This window comes from Coprococcus intestinihominis, assembly GCF_040096555.1.
Lineage (GTDB): Bacteria > Bacillota > Clostridia > Lachnospirales > Lachnospiraceae > Coprococcus_A > Coprococcus_A intestinihominis.
The window spans coordinates 1-24,841 of record NZ_JBBMEK010000022.1 but is presented as its reverse complement, the minus strand read 5'-3'; the positions used below and the strand labels follow the sequence as shown (position 1 = coordinate 24,841).

At 40.7% G+C, this 24,841-nt stretch carries 28 protein-coding genes; 26 read left to right on the top strand and 2 right to left on the bottom strand.

Annotated features, from left to right (window positions below; translation table 11 throughout):
• Positions 1–106: 106 nt before the first annotated feature.
• From WMO25_RS03355 to WMO25_RS03275, 17 genes are all read left to right on the top strand, one after another.
• Positions 107–1,069, top strand: a complete 963-nt coding sequence (locus WMO25_RS03355) for a DUF3991 and toprim domain-containing protein (protein WP_023920504.1) — start codon at positions 107–109, stop codon at positions 1,067–1,069.
• Positions 1,066–1,485 (top strand): DUF3846 domain-containing protein, encoded by a 420-nt coding sequence (locus WMO25_RS03350; protein WP_256167294.1) that lies wholly within the window; start codon positions 1,066–1,068, stop codon positions 1,483–1,485. The genes WMO25_RS03355 and WMO25_RS03350 overlap by 4 nt, the downstream gene beginning before the upstream one ends.
• A 135-nt stretch (positions 1,486–1,620) precedes the next feature.
• Positions 1,621–1,779, top strand: coding sequence for a DUF3789 domain-containing protein (locus WMO25_RS03345; protein WP_087203228.1), 159 nt, complete (start codon positions 1,621–1,623; stop codon positions 1,777–1,779).
• Positions 1,742–2,083 (top strand): plasmid mobilization protein, encoded by a 342-nt coding sequence (locus tag WMO25_RS03340; RefSeq protein WP_002594670.1) that lies wholly within the window; start codon positions 1,742–1,744, stop codon positions 2,081–2,083. Before WMO25_RS03345 ends, WMO25_RS03340 begins: the two co-directional genes overlap by 38 nt.
• The gene (locus tag WMO25_RS03335) at positions 2,074–3,459 is read left to right on the top strand and encodes a relaxase/mobilization nuclease domain-containing protein (protein WP_044681629.1); all 1,386 of its coding nucleotides are present in this window, start codon (positions 2,074–2,076) and stop codon (positions 3,457–3,459) included. Before WMO25_RS03340 ends, WMO25_RS03335 begins: the two co-directional genes overlap by 10 nt.
• Positions 3,443–4,237: a PcfB family protein gene (locus tag WMO25_RS03330; protein ID WP_015530022.1), complete on the top strand. Its 795-nt coding sequence runs from the start codon at positions 3,443–3,445 to the stop codon at positions 4,235–4,237. The genes WMO25_RS03335 and WMO25_RS03330 overlap by 17 nt, the downstream gene beginning before the upstream one ends.
• A 6-nt stretch (positions 4,238–4,243) precedes the next feature.
• Positions 4,244–5,128: a hypothetical protein gene (locus tag WMO25_RS03325; RefSeq protein ID WP_055161176.1), complete on the top strand. Its 885-nt coding sequence runs from the start codon at positions 4,244–4,246 to the stop codon at positions 5,126–5,128.
• Positions 5,129–5,140: 12 nt separating this feature from the next.
• Entirely contained in the window at positions 5,141–5,344 is a 204-nt protein-coding gene (locus WMO25_RS03320; RefSeq protein WP_008789327.1) for a hypothetical protein, read from the top strand.
• Positions 5,331–7,139: a VirD4-like conjugal transfer protein, CD1115 family gene (locus WMO25_RS03315; RefSeq protein ID WP_349084054.1), complete on the top strand. Its 1,809-nt coding sequence runs from the start codon at positions 5,331–5,333 to the stop codon at positions 7,137–7,139. The genes WMO25_RS03320 and WMO25_RS03315 overlap by 14 nt, the downstream gene beginning before the upstream one ends.
• A gap of 19 nt (positions 7,140–7,158) precedes the next feature.
• Complete coding sequence (locus tag WMO25_RS03310) at positions 7,159–7,521, top strand: glutamyl-tRNA amidotransferase (RefSeq protein WP_349084052.1); 363 nt, start codon at positions 7,159–7,161, stop codon at positions 7,519–7,521.
• 73 nt (positions 7,522–7,594) lie between these two features.
• Positions 7,595–8,431: a VirB6/TrbL-like conjugal transfer protein, CD1112 family gene (locus WMO25_RS03305; protein ID WP_002594677.1), complete on the top strand. Its 837-nt coding sequence runs from the start codon at positions 7,595–7,597 to the stop codon at positions 8,429–8,431.
• Positions 8,432–8,445: 14 nt separating this feature from the next.
• Positions 8,446–8,583: a hypothetical protein gene (locus WMO25_RS03300; protein WP_017144064.1), complete on the top strand. Its 138-nt coding sequence runs from the start codon at positions 8,446–8,448 to the stop codon at positions 8,581–8,583.
• The gene (locus WMO25_RS03295; protein WP_023920514.1) at positions 8,567–8,932 is read left to right on the top strand and encodes a PrgI family protein; all 366 of its coding nucleotides are present in this window, start codon (positions 8,567–8,569) and stop codon (positions 8,930–8,932) included. Before WMO25_RS03300 ends, WMO25_RS03295 begins: the two co-directional genes overlap by 17 nt.
• Complete coding sequence (locus tag WMO25_RS03290) at positions 8,925–11,255, top strand: VirB4-like conjugal transfer ATPase, CD1110 family (protein ID WP_306773773.1); 2,331 nt, start codon at positions 8,925–8,927, stop codon at positions 11,253–11,255. The genes WMO25_RS03295 and WMO25_RS03290 overlap by 8 nt, the downstream gene beginning before the upstream one ends.
• A gap of 13 nt (positions 11,256–11,268) precedes the next feature.
• Positions 11,269–11,670, top strand: coding sequence for a DUF6075 family protein (locus tag WMO25_RS03285; RefSeq protein WP_002594682.1), 402 nt, complete (start codon positions 11,269–11,271; stop codon positions 11,668–11,670).
• A gap of 6 nt (positions 11,671–11,676) precedes the next feature.
• Positions 11,677–12,444 (top strand): class B sortase, encoded by a 768-nt coding sequence (srtB, locus tag WMO25_RS03280; RefSeq protein ID WP_306773772.1) that lies wholly within the window; start codon positions 11,677–11,679, stop codon positions 12,442–12,444.
• A 39-nt stretch (positions 12,445–12,483) separates the two neighbouring features.
• Entirely contained in the window at positions 12,484–14,187 is a 1,704-nt protein-coding gene (locus tag WMO25_RS03275) for a lysozyme family protein (protein WP_306773771.1), read from the top strand.
• A gap of 64 nt (positions 14,188–14,251) precedes the next feature.
• Here WMO25_RS03275 and WMO25_RS03270 read toward each other — a convergent pair whose 3' ends face one another.
• Entirely contained in the window at positions 14,252–14,704 is a 453-nt protein-coding gene (locus WMO25_RS03270; protein ID WP_306773770.1) for a hypothetical protein, read from the bottom strand.
• A 226-nt stretch (positions 14,705–14,930) separates the two neighbouring features.
• Between WMO25_RS03270 and WMO25_RS03265 the strand changes: the two genes are divergently transcribed.
• The 7 genes from WMO25_RS03265 to WMO25_RS03235 all read left to right on the top strand — a co-directional run bounded on the left by WMO25_RS03265 (position 14,931) and on the right by WMO25_RS03235 (position 20,431).
• Complete coding sequence (locus WMO25_RS03265; RefSeq protein WP_002594686.1) at positions 14,931–15,266, top strand: helix-turn-helix domain-containing protein; 336 nt, start codon at positions 14,931–14,933, stop codon at positions 15,264–15,266.
• A gap of 155 nt (positions 15,267–15,421) precedes the next feature.
• Positions 15,422–15,637: a hypothetical protein gene (locus WMO25_RS03260; RefSeq protein WP_002594687.1), complete on the top strand. Its 216-nt coding sequence runs from the start codon at positions 15,422–15,424 to the stop codon at positions 15,635–15,637.
• 186 nt (positions 15,638–15,823) lie between these two features.
• Positions 15,824–16,033 (top strand): helix-turn-helix domain-containing protein, encoded by a 210-nt coding sequence (locus tag WMO25_RS03255; RefSeq protein ID WP_002587820.1) that lies wholly within the window; start codon positions 15,824–15,826, stop codon positions 16,031–16,033.
• A 19-nt stretch (positions 16,034–16,052) separates the two neighbouring features.
• Positions 16,053–17,624, top strand: coding sequence for a type I restriction-modification system subunit M (locus tag WMO25_RS03250; RefSeq protein ID WP_349084050.1), 1,572 nt, complete (start codon positions 16,053–16,055; stop codon positions 17,622–17,624).
• Positions 17,608–18,807 (top strand): restriction endonuclease subunit S, encoded by a 1,200-nt coding sequence (locus tag WMO25_RS03245; RefSeq protein WP_349084049.1) that lies wholly within the window; start codon positions 17,608–17,610, stop codon positions 18,805–18,807. Before WMO25_RS03250 ends, WMO25_RS03245 begins: the two co-directional genes overlap by 17 nt.
• Before the next feature lie 105 nt (positions 18,808–18,912).
• Positions 18,913–19,896 carry a site-specific tyrosine recombinase/integron integrase gene (gene xerA / locus WMO25_RS03240; protein ID WP_055161155.1) on the top strand — a complete coding sequence of 328 codons (984 nt, stop codon included), beginning with the start codon at positions 18,913–18,915 and terminating at the stop codon, positions 19,894–19,896.
• Positions 19,897–19,906: 10 nt separating this feature from the next.
• On the top strand, positions 19,907–20,431 hold the full coding sequence (locus tag WMO25_RS03235) for a restriction endonuclease subunit S (RefSeq protein WP_349084047.1): 525 nt from the start codon (positions 19,907–19,909) through the stop codon (positions 20,429–20,431).
• Here the strand turns inward: WMO25_RS03235 and WMO25_RS03230 are convergent.
• Complete coding sequence (locus tag WMO25_RS03230; protein WP_066559564.1) at positions 20,428–21,063, bottom strand: restriction endonuclease subunit S; 636 nt, start codon at positions 21,061–21,063, stop codon at positions 20,428–20,430. The two genes, WMO25_RS03235 and WMO25_RS03230, sit on opposite strands and share 4 nt — an antisense overlap.
• Before the next feature lie 50 nt (positions 21,064–21,113).
• Between WMO25_RS03230 and WMO25_RS03225 the strand changes: the two genes are divergently transcribed.
• Together WMO25_RS03225 and WMO25_RS03220 are read left to right on the top strand one after the other, a co-directional pair.
• Positions 21,114–21,944: an AbiU2 domain-containing protein gene (locus WMO25_RS03225; RefSeq protein ID WP_055161152.1), complete on the top strand. Its 831-nt coding sequence runs from the start codon at positions 21,114–21,116 to the stop codon at positions 21,942–21,944.
• 5 nt (positions 21,945–21,949) lie between these two features.
• On the top strand, positions 21,950–24,841 hold a 2,892-nt coding region (locus WMO25_RS03220; protein WP_349084046.1), incomplete at its 3' end, for a type I restriction endonuclease subunit R.

The window sequence follows — 24,841 nt, the reverse complement described above, 5'->3', positions numbered from 1 at the left end:
ATAAAAAGGAAAATGAGATTGTCGGCGGAGAGCCTGATGAGGGCGAAGCAGTCGGCGGCAGAAAGGAGAAATCGTATGAGAGATAAACAGAAAGGCGGTGGTCGATATGCCATTTATCGCACCTGAGTTAATCATTCAGGCGAAGCAGATGGACTTATTAACCTACCTGAGAAATTATGAACCGTATGAGCTGGTTAAGTTTTCAGGTAACACCTATTGCACCAGAACCCACGACAGTTTGAAGATTTCAAATGGGAAATGGATATGGTGGTCGAGAGGTATTGGCGGCAGGAGTGCTTTGGATTATCTGATTAAGGTCAAAGGTTACAGCTTCCTTGAAGCGGTGGAAACCATTATCGGACACACAGCGATTCAGGCTCCAGTCTATGAAAAGCCACAGTCAAAAGAGGAAAACAAACCACTTCTTCTCCCTGAAAAATGTGCTTCCAACAGAGTGATTACAGAGTATCTTTTCGGGAGAGGAATAGATTTTGAAATCATCAATTACTGTATTTCCAATGACCTTATCTTTGAGAGTCTGCCGTATCACAATGTTGTGTTTGTAGGCTATGACGAGAAGAAAGAACCCAAATATGCAGCCTACCGTTCCACGAATAAGCGTAGGATTATGGGCGATTGCAGTGGCAGTAAAAAAGATTATTCTTTTCGGCTTGGTAAGGAAAACTTGGAGGAAGTACACCTCTTTGAGTGTGCCATTGACTTGTTATCCTATGCCACGCTTGCGAAGCTGAACGGGCAGGATTGGAAAGAAATGAGCTTTGTTTCGCTGTCTGGGGTGTATTCTCCGGCAAAGAAAATTGAGGACAGTAAAGTGCCGATTGCACTGGAAAAGTATCTTGGCAGCAACCCATCTGTCAGGAAAATCCGTATCCATTTTGACAATGATATAGCGGGCAGAAAGGCAGCACAGACCTTAAAAACCATTCTGCCGGATAAGTATGAAATCGTTGATGAACCACCAAAAGCAGGTAAGGACTTCAACGATTTTCTTTGTATGCGGATGGGAATTTACAATAAAAAAACACACGAAAGGAATGAAGAACGATGAATGATACAAAGATTAAAGTTCTCTTGGTAGAACCGGAAAAGTACCCGAAGGAAATTGTAATCGACGACAGTCTGGAAGCAATGCAGGAGGTTGTCGGCGGGGATATTGAGGAATATATGCCCTTTGATGATGACGTTGCAATCATCTGTAATGAGGAAGGAAAGATGAGAGGACTTCCGCTTAATCGTGCTGTTTATGTGCAGGACAACGATAAGAAAGAGATGGTTGATATTATCTGCGGCAAGTTCTTTATCTGTTATGCACCGCCTGAGAGTGAGAGCTTTCAGAGCTTGCCGGACGATATGATGAAGAAGTATAAGGAACAGTTCAAGTATCCTGAACGCTTTTCTAAGGAAGTGGGCGGCAATATCATGGCTGAACCTTTTAAGCCGAAATCAAAGGATTATGAGAGATAGTAGCCTGAGAACGGGGCAACCCAGAGGAGATGTTTAATCTTAGCGAGCAGACCATTTGGATAAACATAGTTTCCCAAACGGTAAAAGGCTCGTTAGGGGTTGCCCCTAATACCCCGTGAGAAAGGAGAACTTGATTTGAGAGAGTTATTACTTATCGCCGCTGGGACACTGCTCGGCAGTTGTCTTGGCGTTACGATGATGTGCTTATTCCAGATTAACAAAGATTGCAGAGTAAAGAGAAAGGAAGATACCGATTATGAGAAAGAGAAACATTCAGAAGATTGTACGCTTTAACCGCAAGGAAGCACAGGACTTGGCAGCAAAGGCAAAGAAGGCTTGTCTTTCCGAAGCAGGACTTATCCGTTTACTTATCAGAGGTTACGAGCCGAAAGAGAAACCCGATGACCGCTTCTATGATGTGATGAGAGAACTGTCCTCTATCGGTAATAACATCAATCAGCTTGCGGCTAAAGCGAATACACTTGGTTTCATTGACGCACCTATGCTGAAGAATGAAGCTGCAAAGTGGAATAAGTTCCAGTCAGAGATTGAGAGGACATATCTTCGTCCAAATCAGAGCGAAATGAAATGGCAGTAACAAAGTTGTGGTCGGTAACAGAAAGGCTCGGTCAGGTCATTGACTATGCAACCAATCCCGAAAAGACTTCTGCAAATATCAAAAGGGAGTTTTCACCGGAACAGTATCAGGCTCTTGCTGATGTTATTGCTTATGCAAAGGATGAAGAAAAAACAGAGCGAGAATTTTATGTTGAGGGTATCAACTGTAATGTGGCGATTGCCCGTGACCAGTTCATAACGGTTAAGGAACAGTACCAAAAGACAGACGGTATCCAAGCCTATCACGGATATTTGAGTTTCAAGGAAACAGATATATCTCCTGAGATGGCACAGAAAATCGGAATGGAATTTGCAAATGAAGTGTGGGGGAAAAGATTTCAGGTTGTTGTGACAACCCATCTGAACACAAAGCACCTGCACTGTCATTTTGTCATCAACTCTATTTCTTTTGTCGATGGCAAACATTTGTGGGGAGAGGAAAAAGCGTGGTTCAAATTCCGAAAAGTTGCAGACAGAATTTGTGAGAAGTACGGACTTTACTATGACCCGAATCCGAACCGCAGTAAGCAGTCGGAGTATCTGACGATGAAAGAAAAGGCAGGTATGCCGACACGCTACTCGGTTGCAAAGGAAGCCATTGATTATGCTATCGACCACAGCAAGACCCTGAAAGAATTTCAGTTTGCTCTCAAGGAAATGGGATATGCCTATAACCTGAGTCCAAGCCGAAAATACTGGACGGTTATTCCAAAGGGATACGATAAGCCGATACGACTGAAAAATCTCGGAGCAGATTATACCAATGACCGGATTGTAGAGCGTATCAAAGAAAATCGTGACAGATGGGCAGAGATTGAGCCGTTCCAGAGGGCGACTTACAAGCCAAGACAGTACCGTATGCAGACCAGAGGGCAGAAGCTGAAAAAGAAAGGCGGACTTTATGGGCTGTATCTGTATTACTGTTACAGACTCGGTTATCTGCCCAAGTATAAGAAACAGAATAACGCAAGGCTTCATTATCTTTTGAAAGATGATTTGATGAAGCTCGATAAGATTACTGATGAAGTAAGGCTGCTCGGACGAGAAAATATTTCCACGGACGAACAGCTTTTTTCATATAAGACTTCCTTAGAGGAGCAGATGAAAAATCTGATTGCCGGAAGAACACATCTCCGAAAAAAGATAAGAACAAATATTGATGATGGTCAGCTTCAAGCGGCAAAAGATGAAATCGCTTCTATCAATGGAGAATTGAAAAAACTCCGACGGGAAGTAAAACTCTGCGAGGATATTGCGGAGAGGTCAAAGGTTATGGAAGAAAACCTTGAGCATATTGAAACAGAGGAACAAAAACAGCAGAGAAAGGAGAAATCACGCTATGAACAACGGTGGTGACGCAGCAGAGCAGGTCGTCAGGCTTTCGCTTGAAGGATTTGAAGTTGCTGCAAGATTAAGCGGTTCGGCGGCGAAGAATATCGCATTGCTTTTGGTATCGGTTCTGAAGCAGGAACAAAAGACGAAGGGCAAAGCAAGGCTTACCAATATGATTAAGTCAGGCAAGGAGCTGAAAGTCTTTTCCATTCCGCAAAAGGATTTGAAGAAGTTTACCGAACAGGCAAAACGCTATGGCGTTCTTTATTGTGTCCTCAGAGATAAGAACACAAAGGGAGAGAACGCTCCGGTAGATATTATCGCAAGAGCAGAGGACGCTTCTAAAATTCAGCGTATCGTTGAAAGATTTGAACTTGGCAAAGTGGATAAGGCTTCGATTGTCAGTGAAGCAGAGAAAGCTATCGCAGACCGTGAAGCGGTTGAAAAAGAAAAGCCGACTAAATCCAAGAGTGAAATCATTATGGAAGAAGCGGTCAGAAATCCAATGCAGAAAGAGGAGCGAGCAAACGCAAACCCCTCAGTCGCCAAAACAGACAAAAGCCCTCTGTCAAGGCAAAACTCAGAGCCGGTAGAAACGCAATCTGATAAGGGTGTTGCAAAGCCAGTGGAAAAGCCATCGGTCAAAGAGAAACTTGACCGTTATAAGGCACAGGCAAAACAGCAAAAAGAAGCAGAGCGTAAAGAGCCGGAGGTTAAGAAAGACGGCAAGAAGCCGCAGCAGAAAAACGGTCAGACGGTACACCGTCAGCCGAAGAAAAAACCCAAAACAAAAGAGAGGTAATTCACTATGACAAATGATTTCAAACCCGCAAAGGCTGGCGGTAATCAGCCGAGATTATCCAAAGAGGAGTATGCAGAAAAGAAGCGAGCAGAAAAAGAAAAGGTCTATCAGATGATTGATGACGCTTCCCGTGAGATTGTGAGTGACCCTGAGAAATTCAAGAGTTTTCTTGATACGCAGAGTCGAATGGACAGATATTCCGCAGCAAATGCTCTCCTTATTTACAGTCAGTATCCGCAGGCGACACAGCTTAAAGATTTTGATGATTGGGGTAAGGACAATGTGAAGATTACCAAAGGGGCAAAGAGTATTTCTATCCTTGAACCAGTGGAATACACAAGAGCAGATGGTTCTCCGGGTATTTCCTACAATGTCAAAAAGGTATTTGATGTTACGCAGACAAATGGAAGAAAAGCTCCGGCAGTATCAGCAAACCGTGACCCGAAAGCACTTATCACGACAATGCTTGATGTATCTCCGGTAGAGGTTGCGGCAACCGATGAACTTCCGTATCCGAATATGGCAGCTTTCTATAATAATGAAAAGCAGACCTTGTATGTGAAGCGTAATGTGGGCGACAGCGTAGCAGTTGCTCAGTGTGTCGCTCAGGAACTTGGACACGCACAGCTTTCCATCAACAGCGAAAGTTACAGCCGCAGGGATATGGGCTTTCAGGCAGTGTGTATCGGATATATGATTTGCAAGAAGTATGGCGTAGATACACAGAATTTTGCAATTAACCGTATTCCGGAGGGACTGGCTTCCAAAGAGCCGAAAGAAATCCGTGCGGAGCTTTCCAAGACACGAAATGCAATGGCAGAAATTCACAGTCATATCTCTGATGAAATGTTCCGCAAGAAGCAGGAGCGTTCAAAGGACTATGAGAGATAACGGAGGGCAGATATGGAAAAAGAAAAACTCTACCACATTGCTTTGGACGATTATGAACACGGTGTTGTCATTCGCTCCTTAAACGATGAGAAAACAAAGTTGATGGAGGAAGGCAAGTCCGCAGACGCAGTAGACGACCTGCTTGTAAAAGTCGGAAATGCCCCATTGAAAAAGTTCAAAGTAATTGAAAGGAAACGCTCAGATGAAGCGAGATAATGACAGGCAGACTGCCATTATTTTATCCATTGTCGGTATCGTTCCGGTCATATGGCTGGCACTTCTGATTGCACCTTCCATAAGCGGAGGATTGCCGGAGATAGCAGCCAATCTTGCGACACTCTTTGATAATCCATTTTCCATAAAATTATGTGGGGACAGCTTGAAAACTGTCCTCATTTTGCTTTTATGCTATGGAATGGGTATCGGGATTTACTTTTCGACAAGAAAGAATTACCGCAGACGAGAAGAACACGGTTCTGCCAAATGGGGCAATGTCAGAGCCATTGATAAAAAGTACCGACAAAAGCCACTATCAGAAAATAAGCTGATGACTCAGAATGTGTGCATTGGACTTAATGCCAAGAAGCACAGACGAAATCTGAATACGCTTGTGTGCGGTGGCTCCGGTGCAGGTAAGACGAGGTTTTATGCAAAGCCTAATATTATGAACGCTGCAAGAAACAGCTATGTGATATTAGACCCGAAAGGGGAAATCCTGCGAGATACGGGACATCTTCTTGAGAAGAAAGGTTACGAAGTGCGTGTGCTTGATTTGATTTCAATGGAGAAAAGCCATTGTTACAATCCTTTTGTTTATTTGCAGAATGACAATGATGTGCAGAAGCTCGTAACCAATCTTTTTAAGAGTACCACTCCGAAAGGTTCACAGAGCAATGACCCATTTTGGGATACGGCAGCGTCAATGCTTCTGCTTGCACTTGTATTTTATCTGCATTATGAAGCACCGCCGGAAGAACAGAATTTTGCGATGGTAATGGAAATGCTCAGAGCCGGGGCGATTGAGGACGAGGACGACCCAAGTCCTTCTCCGCTTGATAATCTGTTTTCGGATTTGATGATAGATAATCCTGACCACATTGCTTTGAAGTATTACCACTCTTATCATTCCGGTTCTTCCAAAACATTAAAATCTATACAGATAACCCTTGCAGCAAGGCTTGAAAAGTTTAACTTGGAAAGTCTTGCTGCTCTTACTTCTGCCGATGAACTGGATTTGCAGTCACTCGGAGAGAAAAAGGTGGCACTGTTTGCACTGATACCGGATAACGACTCTAGTTTCAACTTCTTGGTATCCATTCTTTACACACAGCTTTTTCAGCAGTTGTTTTATTCAGCCGACCATATCCACGGCGGTTGTCTGCCGATGCCTGTTCATTTTATGATGGACGAATTTGCCAATGTTTCACTGCCGGACGACTTCGACAAGATACTGTCGGTTATGCGTTCCCGTGGGGTATCGGTAAGCATCATCTTACAGAACTTGGCACAGCTTAAAGCCTTGTTTGAAAAACAGTGGGAGAGCATTGTGGGTAACTGCGATGAATTTCTTTACCTTGGTGGAAATGAGCAGTCAACCCATAAATACGTGTCGGAGCTGTTAGGAAAGGAAACCATTGATACCAACACGTTCGGAAAGAGTACCGGAAGAAGTGGTAACTATTCCACCAACTATCAGATTAGCGGCAGAGAGTTACTTACCCCTGATGAGGTGCGTATGCTCGATAATCAGTACGCTATTTTATTTATCCGTGGGGAAAGACCCATTATGGATTTTAAATATGACATTATGAAACACCCGAATGTGGCACTTACCACAGACGGAAAGGCAAGTCCTTATAAGCACGGAGAAGTCACAAAAGATATTGCTTCGATTGCCATTTGGGACATTGACCCTGCAACACTTCCTGAAAAGGAAATGGAAGAAACGAACTGGGAACTTCTTTCCGATGAGGAGATGGAAGCTCTGTTCATAAACAATCAAACAAATTAAATTTTGGAGGTATTCAACTATGACTATTTTTAAGAAAAAAGCAACTGACATTCAGGAAACAAAGAAACTGCCTATGACCGGAAAGGTTAAGAAAGGCTTCCGTGCTTACTGCACAATGGTCATTATCGGTGCGTTGGCACTTGGAATGACAACGACTGCATTTGCAGCGAATGACCCGCTTACCGTAGTCAATAATCTGTCCGATTTTATCTTCGGACTTATCCGTGCCATCGGTATGATTTTGCTTGGCTTTGGTATCGTGCAGGTCGGTCTTTCACTCAAATCTCACGACCCTTCTCAGAGAGCCAATGGCTTCCTGACTCTTGCGGGTGGTGTCATTATCACTTTTTCGAAAGAAATCCTTACTCTTATCACAGGCTAAGATAAGAGTTACACAGTTATCGAGGGGTGTGCCAAGTTAAGGTACACCCCTTAATTGTAAGGAGGTGCTTTGAATGAGTGATAACTGGGTAGTTCAAAATCTTGAAAATGCCCTTGAAACTTGGAATGAAAAACTGTCGGAAATATGGACACTCATCACAACTACACCGCAGAACTTTAAGGGCGGGAATATCTGGAAGGTTATTGTTGACATCAACGGTGCAGTTCAGGCTATCGGGCTTGCCTTACTTGTATTGTTTTTTGTGATAGGTATGGTAAAGACCTGCGGAAGTTTTACAGATGTGAAGAAACCGGAACACGCTCTGAAACTCTTTGTTCGTTTTGCACTGGCGAAAGGTGTTATCACATACGGAATGGAGCTTATGCTTGCATTATTTAATATCGTGCAAGGTACGATTTCAACCATTATGAATGCTGCCGGATTTGGAACTCCGGAACAGACGACTTTGCCCGCAGAGATGGTAACGACCATAGAGGATTGCGGATTTTTTGAGAGTATCCCTTTGTGGGCGGTAACGCTTATTGGAGGATTATTTATCACGGTGCTGTCGTTTATTCTGATAATGACAGTGTATGGACGATTTTTCAAGTTGTATATGTACACAGCACTTGCACCGATACCGCTTTCCACATTTGCAGGAGAACCTACACAGAATGTAGGCAAGAGTTTTATCAAGAGCTATTGTGCAGTTCTGCTTGAGGGAGCAGTCATTGTACTTGCTTGTATTATTTTCTCCGTATTTGCTTCATCGCCACCAGTAGTGAATCCTGATGCAGCAGCAGTTACGCAGGTGTGGGCATATATCGGGGAATTGGTATTTAATATGCTTGTTCTTGTCGGTGCAGTAAAAATGTCTGACCGTATTATCCGAGAGATGATGGGACTTTAAGGAGAGATTTTGAGATGAACCAAAGAGATTGTAAGAAATGCGTTTACTATGGCGGTAAACGAAAAGGCAAAGTCTTTTGCCTGAATGATAAATGCGTGAGGGAGAAAGACCGAAACCGCAGGAAAGGAAACAGATATGGAAGTAAAAATTAACCGAGAAATCAGAAATTATACAGAGTCAATGTTTTTTGGACTGTCGCTCAGACAGTTCATTTTTTCTGTTCTCGCTTGTGGCGTTGCGGTAGGACTGTATTTCTTGCTCAGACCGTATGTTGGCACGGAAACCGTATCGTGGGTGTGCATTTTGGGTGCTGCTCCGTTTGCGGCACTTGGCTTTGTGAAGTACAACGGTATGACCGCAGAGAAAGCAATCTATGCGTGGATAAAATCAGAGTTTTTAATGCCGAAGAAGCTGGTATTTCACTCCACCAATGTTTATTACGAACTGATGAAGCCAAGCATTGAACAGAAGCAGAAGGAGGTATTGAAGTCAAATGATTAAGACTCTTACAAACCTGTTTAAGCAGGATAAAGAAAAATTTGTTGTACCGAAAGGGGTGCAGGACGTGATTCCCGTGGCAGCTATCTTTGATGATGGCATTTTCAAAGTGGGAAAGGATAAATATTCAAAGACCTACCGCTTTACGGATATTAACTATGCAGTGGCGAGCCGTGAGGATAAGGAAGCGATGTTCCTTGAATATTCCGAACTTCTGAACTCTCTTGACAGTGGTGCAACGACAAAAATCACAATCAATAATCGTCGGCTCAACAGACTGGATTTTGAGCAGACAATTCTTATTCCGACAACCGGAGATAATCTGGACGAATATCGAGAGGAATACAATAAAATGCTTCTTGATAAGGCAACGGGTGCAAACTCCATTGTTCAGGATAAGTATATTACCATTTCCATCAACAAAAAGAGTGTGGAGGACGCAAGAACTTATTTTGCCCGTGTCGGTGCAGATTTGATTGCTCACTTCGGCAGGCTTGGAAGTAAGTGTGTGGAACTGGAAACAGACGAAAGACTTCGTATTTTCCACGACTTCTATCGTGTGGGAGAAGAAAGCTCTTTCCACTTTGATATTAAGGAAACAAGAAAAAAGGGACACGATTTTAAGGATTATATCTGCCCCGACACAATGGAATTTGAAAAGGACTATTTCAAGATGGGAAACCGTTATGGAAGAGTCCTTTTTCTTCGTGAATATGCGTCCTATATCAAGGACGGTATGGTAGCGGAACTTACGGATATGAACAGAAATCTGATGATGTCTATTGATATTGTTCCTGTTCCGACTGATGAAGCAGTAAAGGAAGCAGAAAACCGTCTGCTTGGTGTGGAAACCAATATTACAAACTGGCAGCGTAGGCAGAATGCCAATAATAACTTCTCTGCCACCGTTCCGTATGATATGGAGCAGCAGAAGAAAGAAATGAAAGAGTTCCTCGATGACCTTACGACCCGTGACCAGAGAATGATGTTCGCTGTTATCACAATGGTTATTACGGCAGACAGTAAGGAACAGCTTGAGAATGATACGGAAGCGTTGCTTACCACAGCAAGAAAACATCTTTGCCAGTTTGCAACACTGAGATTTCAGCAGGTAGATGGACTCAATACGGTAATGCCGTTTGGAACAAGAAAGATTGATGCGTTCAGAACACTTACAACAGAGAGCCTTTCGGTATTTATCCCATTCAGGGTGCAGGATATTTTCCACGAGAACGGTATCTATTACGGTCAGAATGTTATCAGCAAAAATATGATTATCGCAGACCGTAAGCAGCTTTTGAATGGTAACTCCTTTATTCTCGGTGTATCTGGTGGTGGTAAGTCATTTGCGGCAAAGGGAGAAATCATCAATCAGGTGCTTTCTTCAGACGCAGATATTATCATCATCGACCCTGAGCGAGAGTATTCACAGCTTGTCAATGCAATGGGCGGAGAGGTAATCAATATTTCTGCTACTTCCGACAATCACATCAATGCAATGGATATGAATAAGGATTACGGCGACGGTGCAAACCCTGTCATTTTGAAATCCGAGTTTATTATGTCCCTTTGTGAACAGCTTATCGGAGGAACAAATCTCGGAGCGAAGCAGAAGTCTATCATTGACCGTTGCACGGCAAGCGTGTATCGCAGTTATCAGCAGAATGACTATCAGGGACATATACCGACCTTGCAGGATTTCAGGGCAGAACTTTTGCAGCAGGACGAACCGGAAGCAAAGGAACTGGCACTTGCCATTGAACTTTTCACACACGGTTCTCTGAATACCTTTGCAAAGCAGACGAATGTGGATACCAATAATCGCCTTATCTGCTATGACATTCTTGATTTGGGTAAACAGCTTATGCCGATTGGTATGCTTGTTGTCCTTGACTCTATCCTGAACCGTATCACACAGAACCGTGCAAAGGGTAAGAACACCTTTATCTTCATTGATGAGATTTATCTTCTGTTCCAGCACGAATACTCTGCAAACTTCCTCTTTACCTTGTGGAAGCGTGTGAGAAAATACGGTGCATACGCAAGTGGAATCACTCAGAATGTCGATGACCTTTTGCAGAGCCACACAGCGAGAACAATGCTTGCAAACTCAGAGTTCATTATTATGCTGAATCAGGCTTCCACAGACAGGCTTGAGCTTGCAAAACTTCTGAATATTTCTGACCTCCAGATGTCCTATATCACGAATGTGGAAGCAGGACACGGACTTATCAAGGTGGGAAGTTCGCTTGTACCGTTTGCAAACAAATTTCCTAAGAACACGAAACTTTATAAACTGATGACGACCAAGCCGGGCGAAGCGTAAGGAGGGATTTACAATGTCTAAAATTCAATTTCGCAATGCTGCACACAGAGATTTTGTATTGGAAAATCTGGATAAGTGCAAAGTCAACGACTGCTATCACAGAGCATTTTTCTATGTGATGGGTATTTCAGAAGAAACAAGAATGAACATCGGAAAGATGTTTGATTTTAAGAGGGATTGCATCATACCGGAAGGTATGCACGGCGGTTGGCAGACAAGTGGCACAGTCAAGGTCTGCCACCTTGCCTTTAATCTCTGGAATGGATTTACGGAAGAAGGCAGGGAAAATCTCTATACACCGGAGGAACTGTTCTGTTGCGGATATGCTCCGTATTTTATGGAGGGTATCAAGTTGAGGTATCCGGAGTATTGCAGAGATTTGACTCCACCTAAGAGAAATGATATGGAAAGGTAAGAGAAAATGAGCAGAAAAATCTATATTATTATTGCGATGGTGTTTACGGTAGTGTTGTCTGTAAGCACCTTCTTTATTATCCGTAATCACATTGACTCTGCCAAGCAGAATGAAGTCTATGATAACCTTGCGGAGATTGTGGAGGACGAGCCGCCAAAGGAAAATGAGGGCGTGACGTTTTCGGAAGATAAGGACTATCTTGCGGAATATCTTGAACTCTATCGGCAGAATGAGGATATGGTGGGTTGGATAAAGGTTGAGGATACCAATATCAACTATCCGGTCGTGCAGTCTGTAAATGAGCCGAACTTCTACCTGAAGCACAAGTTTGATAAGACCTATTCCGCTTATGGCTGTCCATATGTGCAGGAAAATTGTGATGTGCAGAAACCTTCAGACAACATCATTATATACGGACACCATATGAATGACGGCTTGATGTTTACGGGACTGATGAAGTACAGAAACAAGAGCTTTTGGGAAGGTCATAAGACGATTACCTTTGATACACTGACGGACAGACACCGGTATGAAGTGATTGCAGTCTTTAAGACAGTCGTTTATACAGACAGCTCCGATAGCTTTAAGTATTATGAGTTTACGGACGCAGAAAATGCGGCAGAGTTTGATGCGTATGTTGCTAAGTGCAAGGAACTTTCTTTGTATGATACCGGAGTATCGGCAGAATATGGCGACAAGCTGATTTCTCTTTCTACTTGTGAATATTCAAGAAACAATGGCAGGCTTGTTGTTGTCGCTAAGAGAGTGGATTAAACCCCACTCTCTATTATTTTTCGAGAAAGGAGGAAACCGATGGCTGATATAAAAACAAGAGATACAAGCAAAGGTACAATCAAGACCATAAATAAGGCAGCAGTTGCCACGGAGCGAATGAAGAAAGCCTATGTGATGACGAAAGATAAGGCAGAACATTCCACCAATGCTTCGGAAAATTCCGCAGAGGAATATGCTTCCGATAAAATCGAAGCGGCAACGGATAGGACTGTTCACGAAACGGCATACCGTGCGGATAAAGTCGGCAGATGGGGTGTGCGTGAAACAAGACAGAATTATCAGAAAGCCAAAAGGGGAATTGAGAATTTCAAGACCAAGCGTGCAGAGAAGCAGCTTCAAAAACAATCGGTCAATCCTGTCGGAAAACAGAGCATCCGAACTCTGGAGCGTACGGAGAAAACAATTAAACAGTCTGCAAGGTCGGCAGGAAATACGACAGTCAAGACCGTATCGAAAGGTGCAACCAATACTGTTCAAAGGTCGGTTAAGACTGCTGAACAAACGGCAAAGACTTCTATTAAGACCACAAAAGAAGCTGCCGTTATAGCACAGAAAACAGCAAAAATAACAGCCAAAGCAACACAGAAAGCGGCTCAGGCGGCAAAGAAAGCGGCGAAAGCCACAGCAGATACCGTCAAAGCGACAGCGAAAGCTACTGTTGCGACAGTCAAAGCGATTATTGCAGGGACAAAAGCACTTGTAGCAGCAATCGCAGCAGGCGGTTGGATAGCGGTGCTGATTATTATGATTGTCGTATTGTTTGGTGCTGCCGTAGCAATGTTTGGAGGAGGAAGTGACAGTAATTCCTATACTCCGGTAAGTGCAGAGGTAGAAGCCTATGAACCTATCATACAGAAGTATGCCAAGGAGTACGGCATTCCTGAGTATGTAGAACTTATCAAGGCGGTTATGATGCAGGAAAGCGGCGGCAGAGGACTTGACCCTATGCAGGCAGCAGAAGGAAGTTTCAATACGAAGTATCCGCACGAACCTAATGGAATTAAAGACCCTGAATATTCTATCCAGTGTGGTGTTCAGGAATTGAAAGCGGCTCTTACCTCGGCAGAAGTGGAAAGTCCGATTGATATGGAGCATATCAAACTTGCCTTGCAAGGCTACAACTTCGGTAATGGATATATTTCTTGGGCAAAAACGAATTACGGCGGTTATTCTTATGCCAATGCAGTGGAGTTTTCCACTCAGCAGGCACAAAGGCTTGGTTGGGACAGTTATGGAGATACCCAATATCCGGCTCACGTTCTGAGGTACTATCCGTATGGGCGAGCCTTTACTGCCGGAGGTAATCAGGCGATTGTTGAGGTTGCCTTGACACAGCTAGGCAATCAGGGCGGACAACCTTACTGGAGCTGGTACGGCTTTAATAGTCGAGTGGAATGGTGTGCCTGCTTCGTATCTTGGTGTGCTGACCAATGCGGGTATATTGAAAGCGGACTTGTTCCGAAATTTGCAGGTTGCGTGGATGGTGCAAACTGGTTTAAGTCAAATGGAAAATGGCAAGACCGCACTTATGAACCAAAGGTAGGAGATATTATCTTCTTTGATTGGGAAGGCGACGGTACAACAGACCACGTTGGTATCGTAGAGAAGTGTGAGAATGGCACAGTTTATACCGTAGAGGGCAACTCAGGCGACGCCTGCAAGCAAAGACAGTACGCAGTCGGAAGCAGCAATATCTATGGATACGGTATTCCGGCATATTAAAAATTCCAGACGGTGTCTGGAAAATTGAAAAGATGGCTGCTCAGTTGAGTAGCCATCGGGTACATTATGAGAAATCAGTTGTTTCTCTGTTATTCAGGAAAATATGGTGTGTGTGATAAGTGAAGCTGAAAAGCATATCGGCATTTTCTTTACTACCGTTTAAAAAGGAAATATCATCGGCAAGGATAAAAAGAATTGCTAACAGCTTCTTGATATATCCAGTGTAGCAGGCATAATCTACATAGATGTTGGCGATATATCCCTCGGCAAATTCTATCAGGTCAGCGTCAATTTCAAAGCTGTTGGATAACTCGTAAACGGTTTTGATGAATTTGTCCTTATCAGCAATTCGTTCTTTACTTGGAACACTTCTGCGGTTCTTCTGTATGAATTTCAAAAAATCATCAGCTTCCGTAAAGTCAGGAGTGATTGTGTTGCCAGTTCCCAAATCTGTTTTGTAATCCTCAAATTTCTCTTTTTCAAACCGATTACTGAATATTATCTTTTGTTCGTCCATTCCTTTTTACCCCTAAGTTTATTCTATGGAGATTGTTTAACTTGGCTCTTGGGTTGTGATTTGTCTTTCGCCATTAACAATCGTGAATTACTACTTTTATAGTATAACATAAAAATAGTTGGGAATCATCACTAATAGTTGGTTTGGCTTCCTTTGGGTGCGTGTGATTTGAAATCGACTTAACCTATACTATTAGTTATGGAAACACACTAAGGGAGGTGATGTGATGAAGCTCGATACAATCGGCAAGAATATAAGAAAGTTCCGACTTGCGAGGAAATTACGCCAAGAAGATTTGGCTGAGAAAACAGATTTGACAACAAATTATATTGGTATGGTTGAGCGTGGAGAGAAAATTCCGTCACTCGAAACTTTCATAAAGATAGTAAATGCTTTAGGTGTATCATCGGATATGGTTCTTACAGATGTTCTGGAAACGGGATATACAGTCAAGAACTCAATGCTGAATGAGAAGCTTGAGAAACTTGCTCCTGAAGATAGAAACAGAATTTATGAAGTCATAGATACACTTGTGAAGCAGTCAAAGCAAATACTTCCATAAAACACAGAAGTTCGTCCTAATCGACGAGCTTTCTTTTTTTTAGTATAAAAAATTTCTGCTATCGACAAATTTTTCGGGACTTCGACAGAGAGAATATGCTATAACAACAACTGTCAGTGATAGACACATACTAATAGACATAGGAGGAAGTAGAAGTGAACGACATTTTCAGACAAATAGCAAAAGAAAATGGAACAACCGAAAAAGCAGTAAAAGAGGAAATGCAGTTTGCCATTCGGGAAGCAATGAAAAGTGCTGAACCGGAAGCAATAGCTTTTTGGAAAGCAGTTGCACCGGACGGAAAAGAGCCGCCGATAGAAAAGGTCATAGCAATGATTGCATTGAATGTTAATAATAGAATGTATAATTGAGGTGCTTCGGCATCTCATTTTTATTATTCTTTAGAAGAGTTGCATTAGGTGTTTGCAAAAAGTGACACCTTAGTGTCTGAAAGGTTACATTTCTGTCTGAAATCTTGAAATGCCTGAAAATTTAATATATAATGTTAAATGGTTAACTGTAACGAAGAAGAATTATAAGATGAAGAGGTGTTACTGATGAAGATATGCTATAACAAACTTCAAAAACTTATGATTGACAATCAAATGAAAAGACAGGATTTAATGCGTGCAGCCGAAATCACATCATACGCTGCAACGAAGATAAATAAGAATGAGCCAGTATCTCTTGAAGTATTGATGAGGATATGTCAGGTGTTTCATTGTGACATCGGAGATATATGCGAAGTTATTTTAGATGAAGATTAAAACACGGAGGTAATTATAGATGGCAAGGGCTGCTAAACCAAAGAAAGAAATATCAATGGAAGAAGCACTTTGGAAAAGTGCTGATAAACTGAGAGGTTCTGTTGAGCCTGCGGAGTATAAGCACATTGTTCTGAGTTTATTCTTCCTTAAATTTGCTAGTGACAAGTTTGAGGAATGCCGTAATAAAATTATTGCTACACACGGCGAAAAGTATGCGGATATGAAGCCGTTTTATACTCAGGAAAATGTATTCTATCTTCCTGTAGAAAGCCGTTGGAAGTACATTATTGAAAATGCAAAGCAGGACGATATTGCCCTGAAGATAGATACAGCACTTTATACGATTGAAAAGAACAACCCGGCACTGAAAGGTGCTTTGCCGGATAACTATTACTCCCGCTTACATATTGATACTGCAAAGTTGGCTTCTTTGCTTGATGAAATCAATCGTATCAACACTGATGATAAAGAGAACGACATTATAGGTCGTGTATATGAGTATTTTCTTAGTAAGTTCGCTCTTGCAGAAGGAAAAGGTAAAGGAGAGTTCTACACACCAAAGTGTATTGTAAACCTGATTGCCGAAATGCTTGAGCCTTACGATGGAATACTTTATGACCCTTGTTGCGGTTCGGGCGGTATGTTTGTGCAGTCCATCAAGTTCGTAGAAGCACACAGCGGTAATAAAAAGAAAGTGTCTATTTACGGTCAGGAATACACAAATACCACTTTCAAACTGGCAAAAATGAACTTAGCTATCCGTGGTATTTCTGCAAATCTTGGAGAAATGGCAGCCAATACATTTACCAATGACCAGCACAAAGACCTTAAAGCAGATTTCATTATGGCAAACCCGCCTTTCAATCAGAAGCAGTGGAGAGCCGAAAATGAGCTTGTAGATGACCCTCGTTGGAACGGCTATGAAGTTCCGCCGACAAGTAATGCAAACTATGGTTGGATACTGAATATTGTTTCCAAACTCTCTCAAAACGGTGTGGCAGGTTTCCTGCTTGCCAATGGTGCATTATCTGATGATGGTACAGAGTTGAAAATCAGACAGCAGCTTATAGAAAATCACTTGGTAGAAGCGATTATTATTCTTCCGAGAAACCTTTTCTATACCACTGACATCAGCGTTACCCTTTGGGTACTCAATAAGAATAAAAAGGCTCGTGTTGTGGAACAGAACGGAAAGCTCAAACGCTATCGTGACCGAGAAGATGAAATACTCTTTATGGATTTACGACAGATGGGCAGTCCTTATGAGAAGAAGTACATTGAATTGACAGAGGAAGATAGAGCTAAAGTTACAAGTGTATATCATAACTGGCAGCAGGAAGGCTATGAGGAAACTTATGAGAATGTACCAGAGTTTTGTTATTCTGCTTCTTTTGATGAAGTAAAGGAAAAAGGATTTACTCTTGTACCGAGCAGATATATTGAGTTTGTCAATCGTGATGAGAACATCGACTTTGATACAAAAATGAAGTCGTTGCAGGGAGAACTCAAAGAACTTCTTGTTCAAGAGGAAAAATCCAAATCAGATTTGCTTGCTGTATTTAAGGAGTTGGGATATGAAATCGAATTATAATCAGTTAGGACAATATATTGAAATGGTATCCAGAACAAACTCTGATTTGAAATATGGTATTGAAGATGTTCGAGGTTGTTCTAATACAAAGCAGATGATGCAAACAAGGGCAAACTTAATTGGACGTACTTATGAGAAATTCATTGTTTTAAGACCGCAGGAGTTTGTATTTAATAGACGTACAACTCGCAATGGAGAAAAAATCGGTATGGCATACAATAATACCGATAGAGAGTATATTTTTACGAATGATTATGTCGCATTTAGAGTTAAGCAGGAATATCTTGATAAATTGCTGCCAGATTATTTGTACATGTTCTTTTGTAGGGACGAATTTGATAGATATGCTCGATATAAGTCAACTGGCAGTGCCACGGAATTCTTTAACTGGGAGGATATGTGTGCAGTCCCATTTGAAATTCCACCAATGGATTTTCAACAGCTTGTTGTAAATGCTTATAAGGTTTTGAACGAAAGAATAGAAACTAAACAGAAGATAAATGATAATTTAGTAGCTTGTATTGATACTATATTCAATGAACAATTTGGTAATTTCAAAGCATTAGCTGAAAGTTCTACTGCTAATACTGATTTTAGTTCATTGCCTGATGGGTGGACTATTGAAAATGCAGTTCATTCGTTTGATATTTCTATTGGAAAAACACCTCCAAGAAGTGAGCCAGAATGGTTTACCAGTAATCAAACGGATAATGTTTGGATTTCAATAGCGGATATGAAAACAAACTCCCCGTTTATTTTCAAAAGTGCAGAATATTTAACCAATGAAGCAGTAAAAAAGCATAATGTAAAAATAGTTCCAGCTAATTCAGTATTGCTAAGTTTTAAAATGACAGTTGGTCGAGTTGCAATAGTGACTAATGAAGTAACTACAAATGAAGCGATTGCTCATTTCCCTTGCACAAAAGAAAATCTTTTCTTTGTGTATTGCTATCTGAAAAATTTTAATTACGGTTATTTAGGCAGTACTTCTTCAATAACGACAGCCATAAATTCTAAAATAATTAAAGAAATGCCATTTTTAATGCCAAGCAAAAAAGAATTAGATTTGTTTAACCACAAAGTTTCAGGTTTCTTTGAACAATTAAAATACATTTCAAAAGAGCTTGATATTCTTGAAGAATTATCAAAAATGTTACTACCGCAGTTATTAGGACACTGTTAAGCCACTAAATTATCATTTACAATAGAACTCCCATCAGTGGCGGGAGTTAAAACAAGGGACTGCCACTGGTAGTCGTTCTCTTAAAAAACAAAAGGAGAATTGACTATGAAAAAGAACCTAATTACAGATGTTATTCAAGGAATGTTACCTTACCTGAATAACGCACAGACAGAAAGATTGCAAGAGGTGTTGCAGCATACACTTTTTGATTATGAGGTAACAAAGACAGAAAGAGATAAGGAACTTTCAGAACAGAATTTAGTAGAATCTTTCCTATCGGCAAAGCGTATTGAAGGCTGTTCGGAGAAAACCTTGAAATACTATAATGCAACGATACAATCGATGCTTGATGGCATTGGAAAGGGTATCAAATATATTGTGACCGACGATATTCGTTGCTATTTGACCGAGTATCAGGCTAAGAAAAAATCAAGTAAGGTTACGATAGATAATATAAGACGAATACTTTCCAGTTTTTTCTCTTGGCTTGAGGACGAGGATTATATTTTGAAAAGTCCGGTCAGGCGAATACATAAGGTTAAGACCGGAACGAACATTAAAGAAACCTACTCTGATGAAGCACTTGAATTGATGAGGGATAATTGCAAGGAACTCAGGGACTTGGCAATGATTGATATGCTTGCCTCAACGGGTATGCGTGTCGGAGAAATGGTGTTGCTAAATCGTGAGGATATAGATTTTAACGAAAGAGAATGTGTTGTTTTCGGTAAAGGGGATAAAGAGCGAATAGTTTATTTTGATGCAAGAACAAAAATACATTTGCAGAACTACTTGAATAGCCGAAAGGACGATAATCCGGCACTTTTTGTATCATTACAATTTCCGTATAATCGAATGAATATCGGAGGTATTGAAGTGAGATTACGACAGCTTGGAAAACGATTGGGACTAAATAAGGTACACCCTCATAAATTCAGGCGAACACTTGCGACAATGGCAATAGACAAAGGAATGCCAATAGAGCAGCTTCAGCAGCTCTTGGGACATAAAAGAATAGATACTACATTGCAATATGCAATGGTTAAGCAGAGTAATGTGAAAATTGCTCATAGAAAATACATTGGTTAAGGTGGTAGGAATGAAAGAAGGATACAGATTTCTTGGGGAATATATACGACAGGTAGATATTCGCAATAAGGAAGGAAAAAAAGAAAATCTCTTAGGTGTTTCTGTACAAAAGCAGTTTATTCAGTCTATTGCAAATACTGTTGGGACAGATTTTACAAAGTATAAGATAGTTAAAAAAGGACAATTCACATATATACCAGATACCTCTCGTAGAGGAGATAAAATCGCTATTGCATTGCTTGAAGATTATGAAGAAGGGCTTGTAAGCAATGTTTATACAGTATTTGAGGTGATAGATACAGAGAAACTTTTGCCGGAATATTTAATGTTGTGGTTTAGCCGCCCTGAATTTGATAGATATGCTCGTTTTAAATCGCATGGCAGTGTACGTGAAGTAATGGATTGGGAGGAAATGTGTAAGGTGGAACTTCCAGTACCAGATATTGAAAAGCAGAGAAAAATTGTGAAAGCCTACAAGACAATAACCGATAGAATAGCTTTGAAACAGAAGATAAATGATAATTTAGCGGCTTAATATGCCAGCTTTGCCAATAAAACAGATTGCAATTCATAAAGTCTTTGAATTTCGATAGTATTTGCTTCGATTTGCTCATTAAATATATCGAATTTATGTTGAAAGTCCTCTATAACTTCTGCTGGGGGTACGAGGATTTTCATTGACTGTATATTGTACATCGGTAACTTAGATTGAACTGCACCAACTGTTAATAATTCAATCTCTTTTATTTGCTTTTTATAGCAAAGAGTATAGTAAAGATAATCAGGGGTAACCGTATGAATATTAGCCAGTTTAACGCAGTTTTCAGTAAGGTTTGCATTGTTGAGCGAAGTATGTATTTTTCCTATCAAGCCAATAGTTCCAACGATAGAAATAACAATATCGTTAGTATTGACAATATACCGTGATATAGCAGAATGTGTTTCTTCATCAATATATTGAAATTGATTGGTCAGACACACATACCGATTGCTTCCCAAATCACGCACACGGATATATGGGTGTGCGGTTGGAGTATCAAGCAGTTCGCCATCGGCAGGGAGTCGTTTCCCACCTTTAATTGAACAAAGACTATCTAATGTAGCAATACTGTAACCATCTGGTAGTTCATTTTCATTATAAAAAGCTGCAAATTGCTCCTGAAACAATGATTGAGCAGTTTCTTCTAAATTATCATTTACTGCAAGGAGTGTGAAAAATGGATAAAGAAAAGTTAATCAAACTTGCAGAGGATTTATATCAAAGTGCATTTGACGCTAATGCGTATTATGCAATTATGATGCAGTATAGAGAAATGAGCAAGAAGTATAACGATGAAATGAATCTTTCTCCTGCCTTTTATCAAGTAGTGTATGGGGCGTTGCAAAAGGCTTGTTTTATGGAAATTGCAAAATTGTATGATAAAACAAAAGACGTTGTTTCAGTTGGGTTGCTCTTAAAGTATTGCAGAGATAATTTGGACTTATTTCCAGAATATAGAGATATAGTAACAATTAAGGAAGAGGGTAGAGAATATTCTTTCCAAGTTCCATATCAGCATCATTTGAAACCAACGGAAGAATGTTTCTATGAAAATGAAGTGAAAAGCCAAAGAGAAATTCTAAAATTATTTGATACACCTGATTTTGAAAAAGTACCAATACAAGTTAATCTGACATTTTCAGAATTTTTAGGATTGTATCAAAAGCGTTTTTGCTCTCTCAGCAAAAAACAAGAGAATATTCGTGTTCAAAGAAACAAGATATATGCTCATAATGACGAGAAACATATTTTAGCAGAAGAAAAAGTATGGGATAAAAATCCGGTTACATATCCTGATATTCAGGAGTTGATAGATTTTGCTCTTGATTGCACGAGGCTAATACTTGGGGCATTGACTGGAGTAAGTCGTGCAGTAAGTTATGGAAATATAGATGATATGGAAGGAACTCTAATGCTTGCCAAATTGGGACTGAAATATCAGGATTATGAAATGGAACAGCGACATAAGCAAATATTGAAAGAGATATATGCTGATAAAAAGGAGTGAACGCAATGGCAAATTTTAATGAACACGCATTGGAAATGTCAATAATGGAGTTGTTCAAAGACGAGGGCTACACCTATGTCAGTGGCGACCAGATACACAGAGAAAGGACAGAGGTTCTGCTTACGGACGACATGAAGCAATACCTTTATAATCGCTATGCGAAAGACGGTATTACACCGAGTGAGGTGGATAGTGTCATTCTAATGCTGCGTAATATTTCCGGTACGATTTATGAAGCAAACAAAGCTGTATTTAAGTTGCTCTGCGATGGATTTATTCTTAACCGTGAGGATAGAACGCAGAAAGACCTCTACATTGAACTTATTGATTTCGACACTCCCGAAAACAATATTTTCAAAGTGGTTAATCAGTTTGAAATTGAAGGCGTAAATAATCAGTTGCGTATTCCTGATGGCATTGTGTTCGTAAATGGTATTCCTGTTGTTGTTCTTGAATTTAAGAGTGCGGTACAAGAGAATACGACCATAATGGACGCATATAAGCAGCTTACAATCCGTTACCGCAGAGATATTCCGGAGATTTTCAAATACAATGCGTTTGTTGTTATCAGTGATGGAGCAAATAATAAATATGGTTCTTTCTTCAGCCCGTATGATTTCTTCTATGCGTGGAGAAAGATAAACTCAGACGATAAAGAACTGGACGGTATCAATTCTCTTGTAACAATGATAAAGGGACTTTTCCGAAAAGACCGTTTGCTTGAAGTTATCAAAGATTTTATTTATTTTCCGGATAACTCAGATAAGGATTTGAAGATAGTGTGCCGTTATCCACAGTTCTTTGCGGCAAATAAATTGTATGAGAATATCAAGGCACATCTTCGCCCTGAAGGAGATGGTAAAGGTGGTACATACTTCGGAGCAACAGGGTGCGGCAAGAGTTATACAATGCTTTTCCTTACCCGTATGCTGATGAAAAGCAAATACTTTTCCTCCCCGACTATTCTTATTATTACAGACAGAACAGACCTTGACGACCAGCTTTCCAAGCAGTTTGTCGGTTCAAAGAAATATATCGGAGATGAAACTGTTGTAAGCATTGAATCCCGTGAGAAACTTCGTGAGGAGCTTCAGGGACGAGAGAGTGGCGGTGTTTATCTGACTACCATTCAGAAATTTACAGAGGATTTGCAGCTTCTTACAGACAGAACGAACGTTATTTGTATTTCTGATGAAGCACACAGAAGCCAAATCAATCTCGACCAAAAGGTTAAGATTACAGAGTCAGGTGTTCAGAAAACCTATGGCTTTGCCAAGTATCTGCACGATTCTTTACCAAATGCGACTTATGTTGGATTTACCGGAACTCCGGTTGATGGAACAATCGAAGTCTTTGGTGGTGTTGTAGACGCATATACAATGACGGAAGCTGTTAAGGACGGTATTACAGTTAATCTTGTTTACGATGGTCGTGCAGCCAAGGTTATGCTCAATCAGGATAAGGTAAGACAGATTGAAGAATATTATGCTCAGTGTGAACTTGAGGGGGCAAATGAACATCAAGTAGAAGAAAGTCAGAAAGCAGTTGCAAAAATGGAAGTTATTATTGGCGACCCTGATAGACTTCGTGCTGTTGCGGAGGACTTTATCAAACATTATGAAACCCGTGTGGCAGAAGGTGCAACTGTAGCAGGCAAAGCAATGTTTGTATGTTCCAACCGAAATATAGCATACGATTTCTATAAAATAGTAAAGGAACTCAGACCGGAATGGACAGAAAAGAAGATTTGTGATGACGGGGTTGTTCTGAGTGAAAAAGATAAAAAAGAGTTGAAGCCAATGGAAAAAATTAAGTTGGTTATGACTCGTAATAAAGATGATGAAAAAGACCTCTTTGATATGCTTGGCACAAAAGAGGATAGGAAAGAATTTGACCGTCAGTTCAAAAATCCGAAGTCAAACTTTAAGATTGCCATTGTTGTAGATATGTGGCTGACTGGTTTTGATGTGCCGGAGCTTGATACGATTTACATTGATAAGCCTATTCAGCAGCATACCCTTATTCAGACGATTTCCCGTGTAAATCGTGTATGCGAGGGCAAAGATAAAGGTTTAATTGTTGACTACATAGGTATTAAGAAAAATATGAACACTGCCCTCAAGAAATATACGAATTTTGAGAGCGAAGAATTTGAAGGTGTGGAGCAGTCTATCACGATTGTAAAAGACCAGTTAGAAGTTCTTGGTCAGATGTTCCACAACTTTAACAGTAGTGATTTCTTCAACGGTTCTCCTACTGAACAGCTTGCCTGCCTGAATCGTGCAGTTGAGTATGTGCAGTTGTCTGAAGAACTGGAAAGAAGATTTATGGCAGCAGTCAAGAGAATGAAGCAGGCATTTAATCTTTGTAGTTCAAGTGAGAAATTCTCTGATGAAGATAAGGATTATATCCATTTTTATTGTGCTGTCCGTTCTATCCTTTTCAAGTTGACAAAAGGCGATGCACCGGATATTGAGCAGATGAACGCTCGTGTCCGCAAAATGCTTGAGGGTGCAATTCAGTCTGATGGCATTGAGGAATTATTTGAAACCGGAAAGCATATATCGGTGGACATTTTCAGCGATGAGTATATGGATAAGATAAATGCTATTCAGTTGCCGAATACGAAAATCAAGATACTTCAAAGACTTCTTTCTCAGGCGATTGACGAGTTTAAGAAAGTCAATAAGATTATGGGTGTGGAATTTGCAGACAGACTCAAGAAAGTTGTTGATGAGTATAATAACCGTCGTCGTGATGAAGCGTATGCCAACGAAGTCCTTGATGATGTTGCGGAGCAGCTTGCACAGTTGTTGTCTGAACTGAAAACAGAAAAGAACTCCTTCAAGAATATGGGTATAGATTATGAAGAAAAAGCTTTCTATGATATTTTGAAA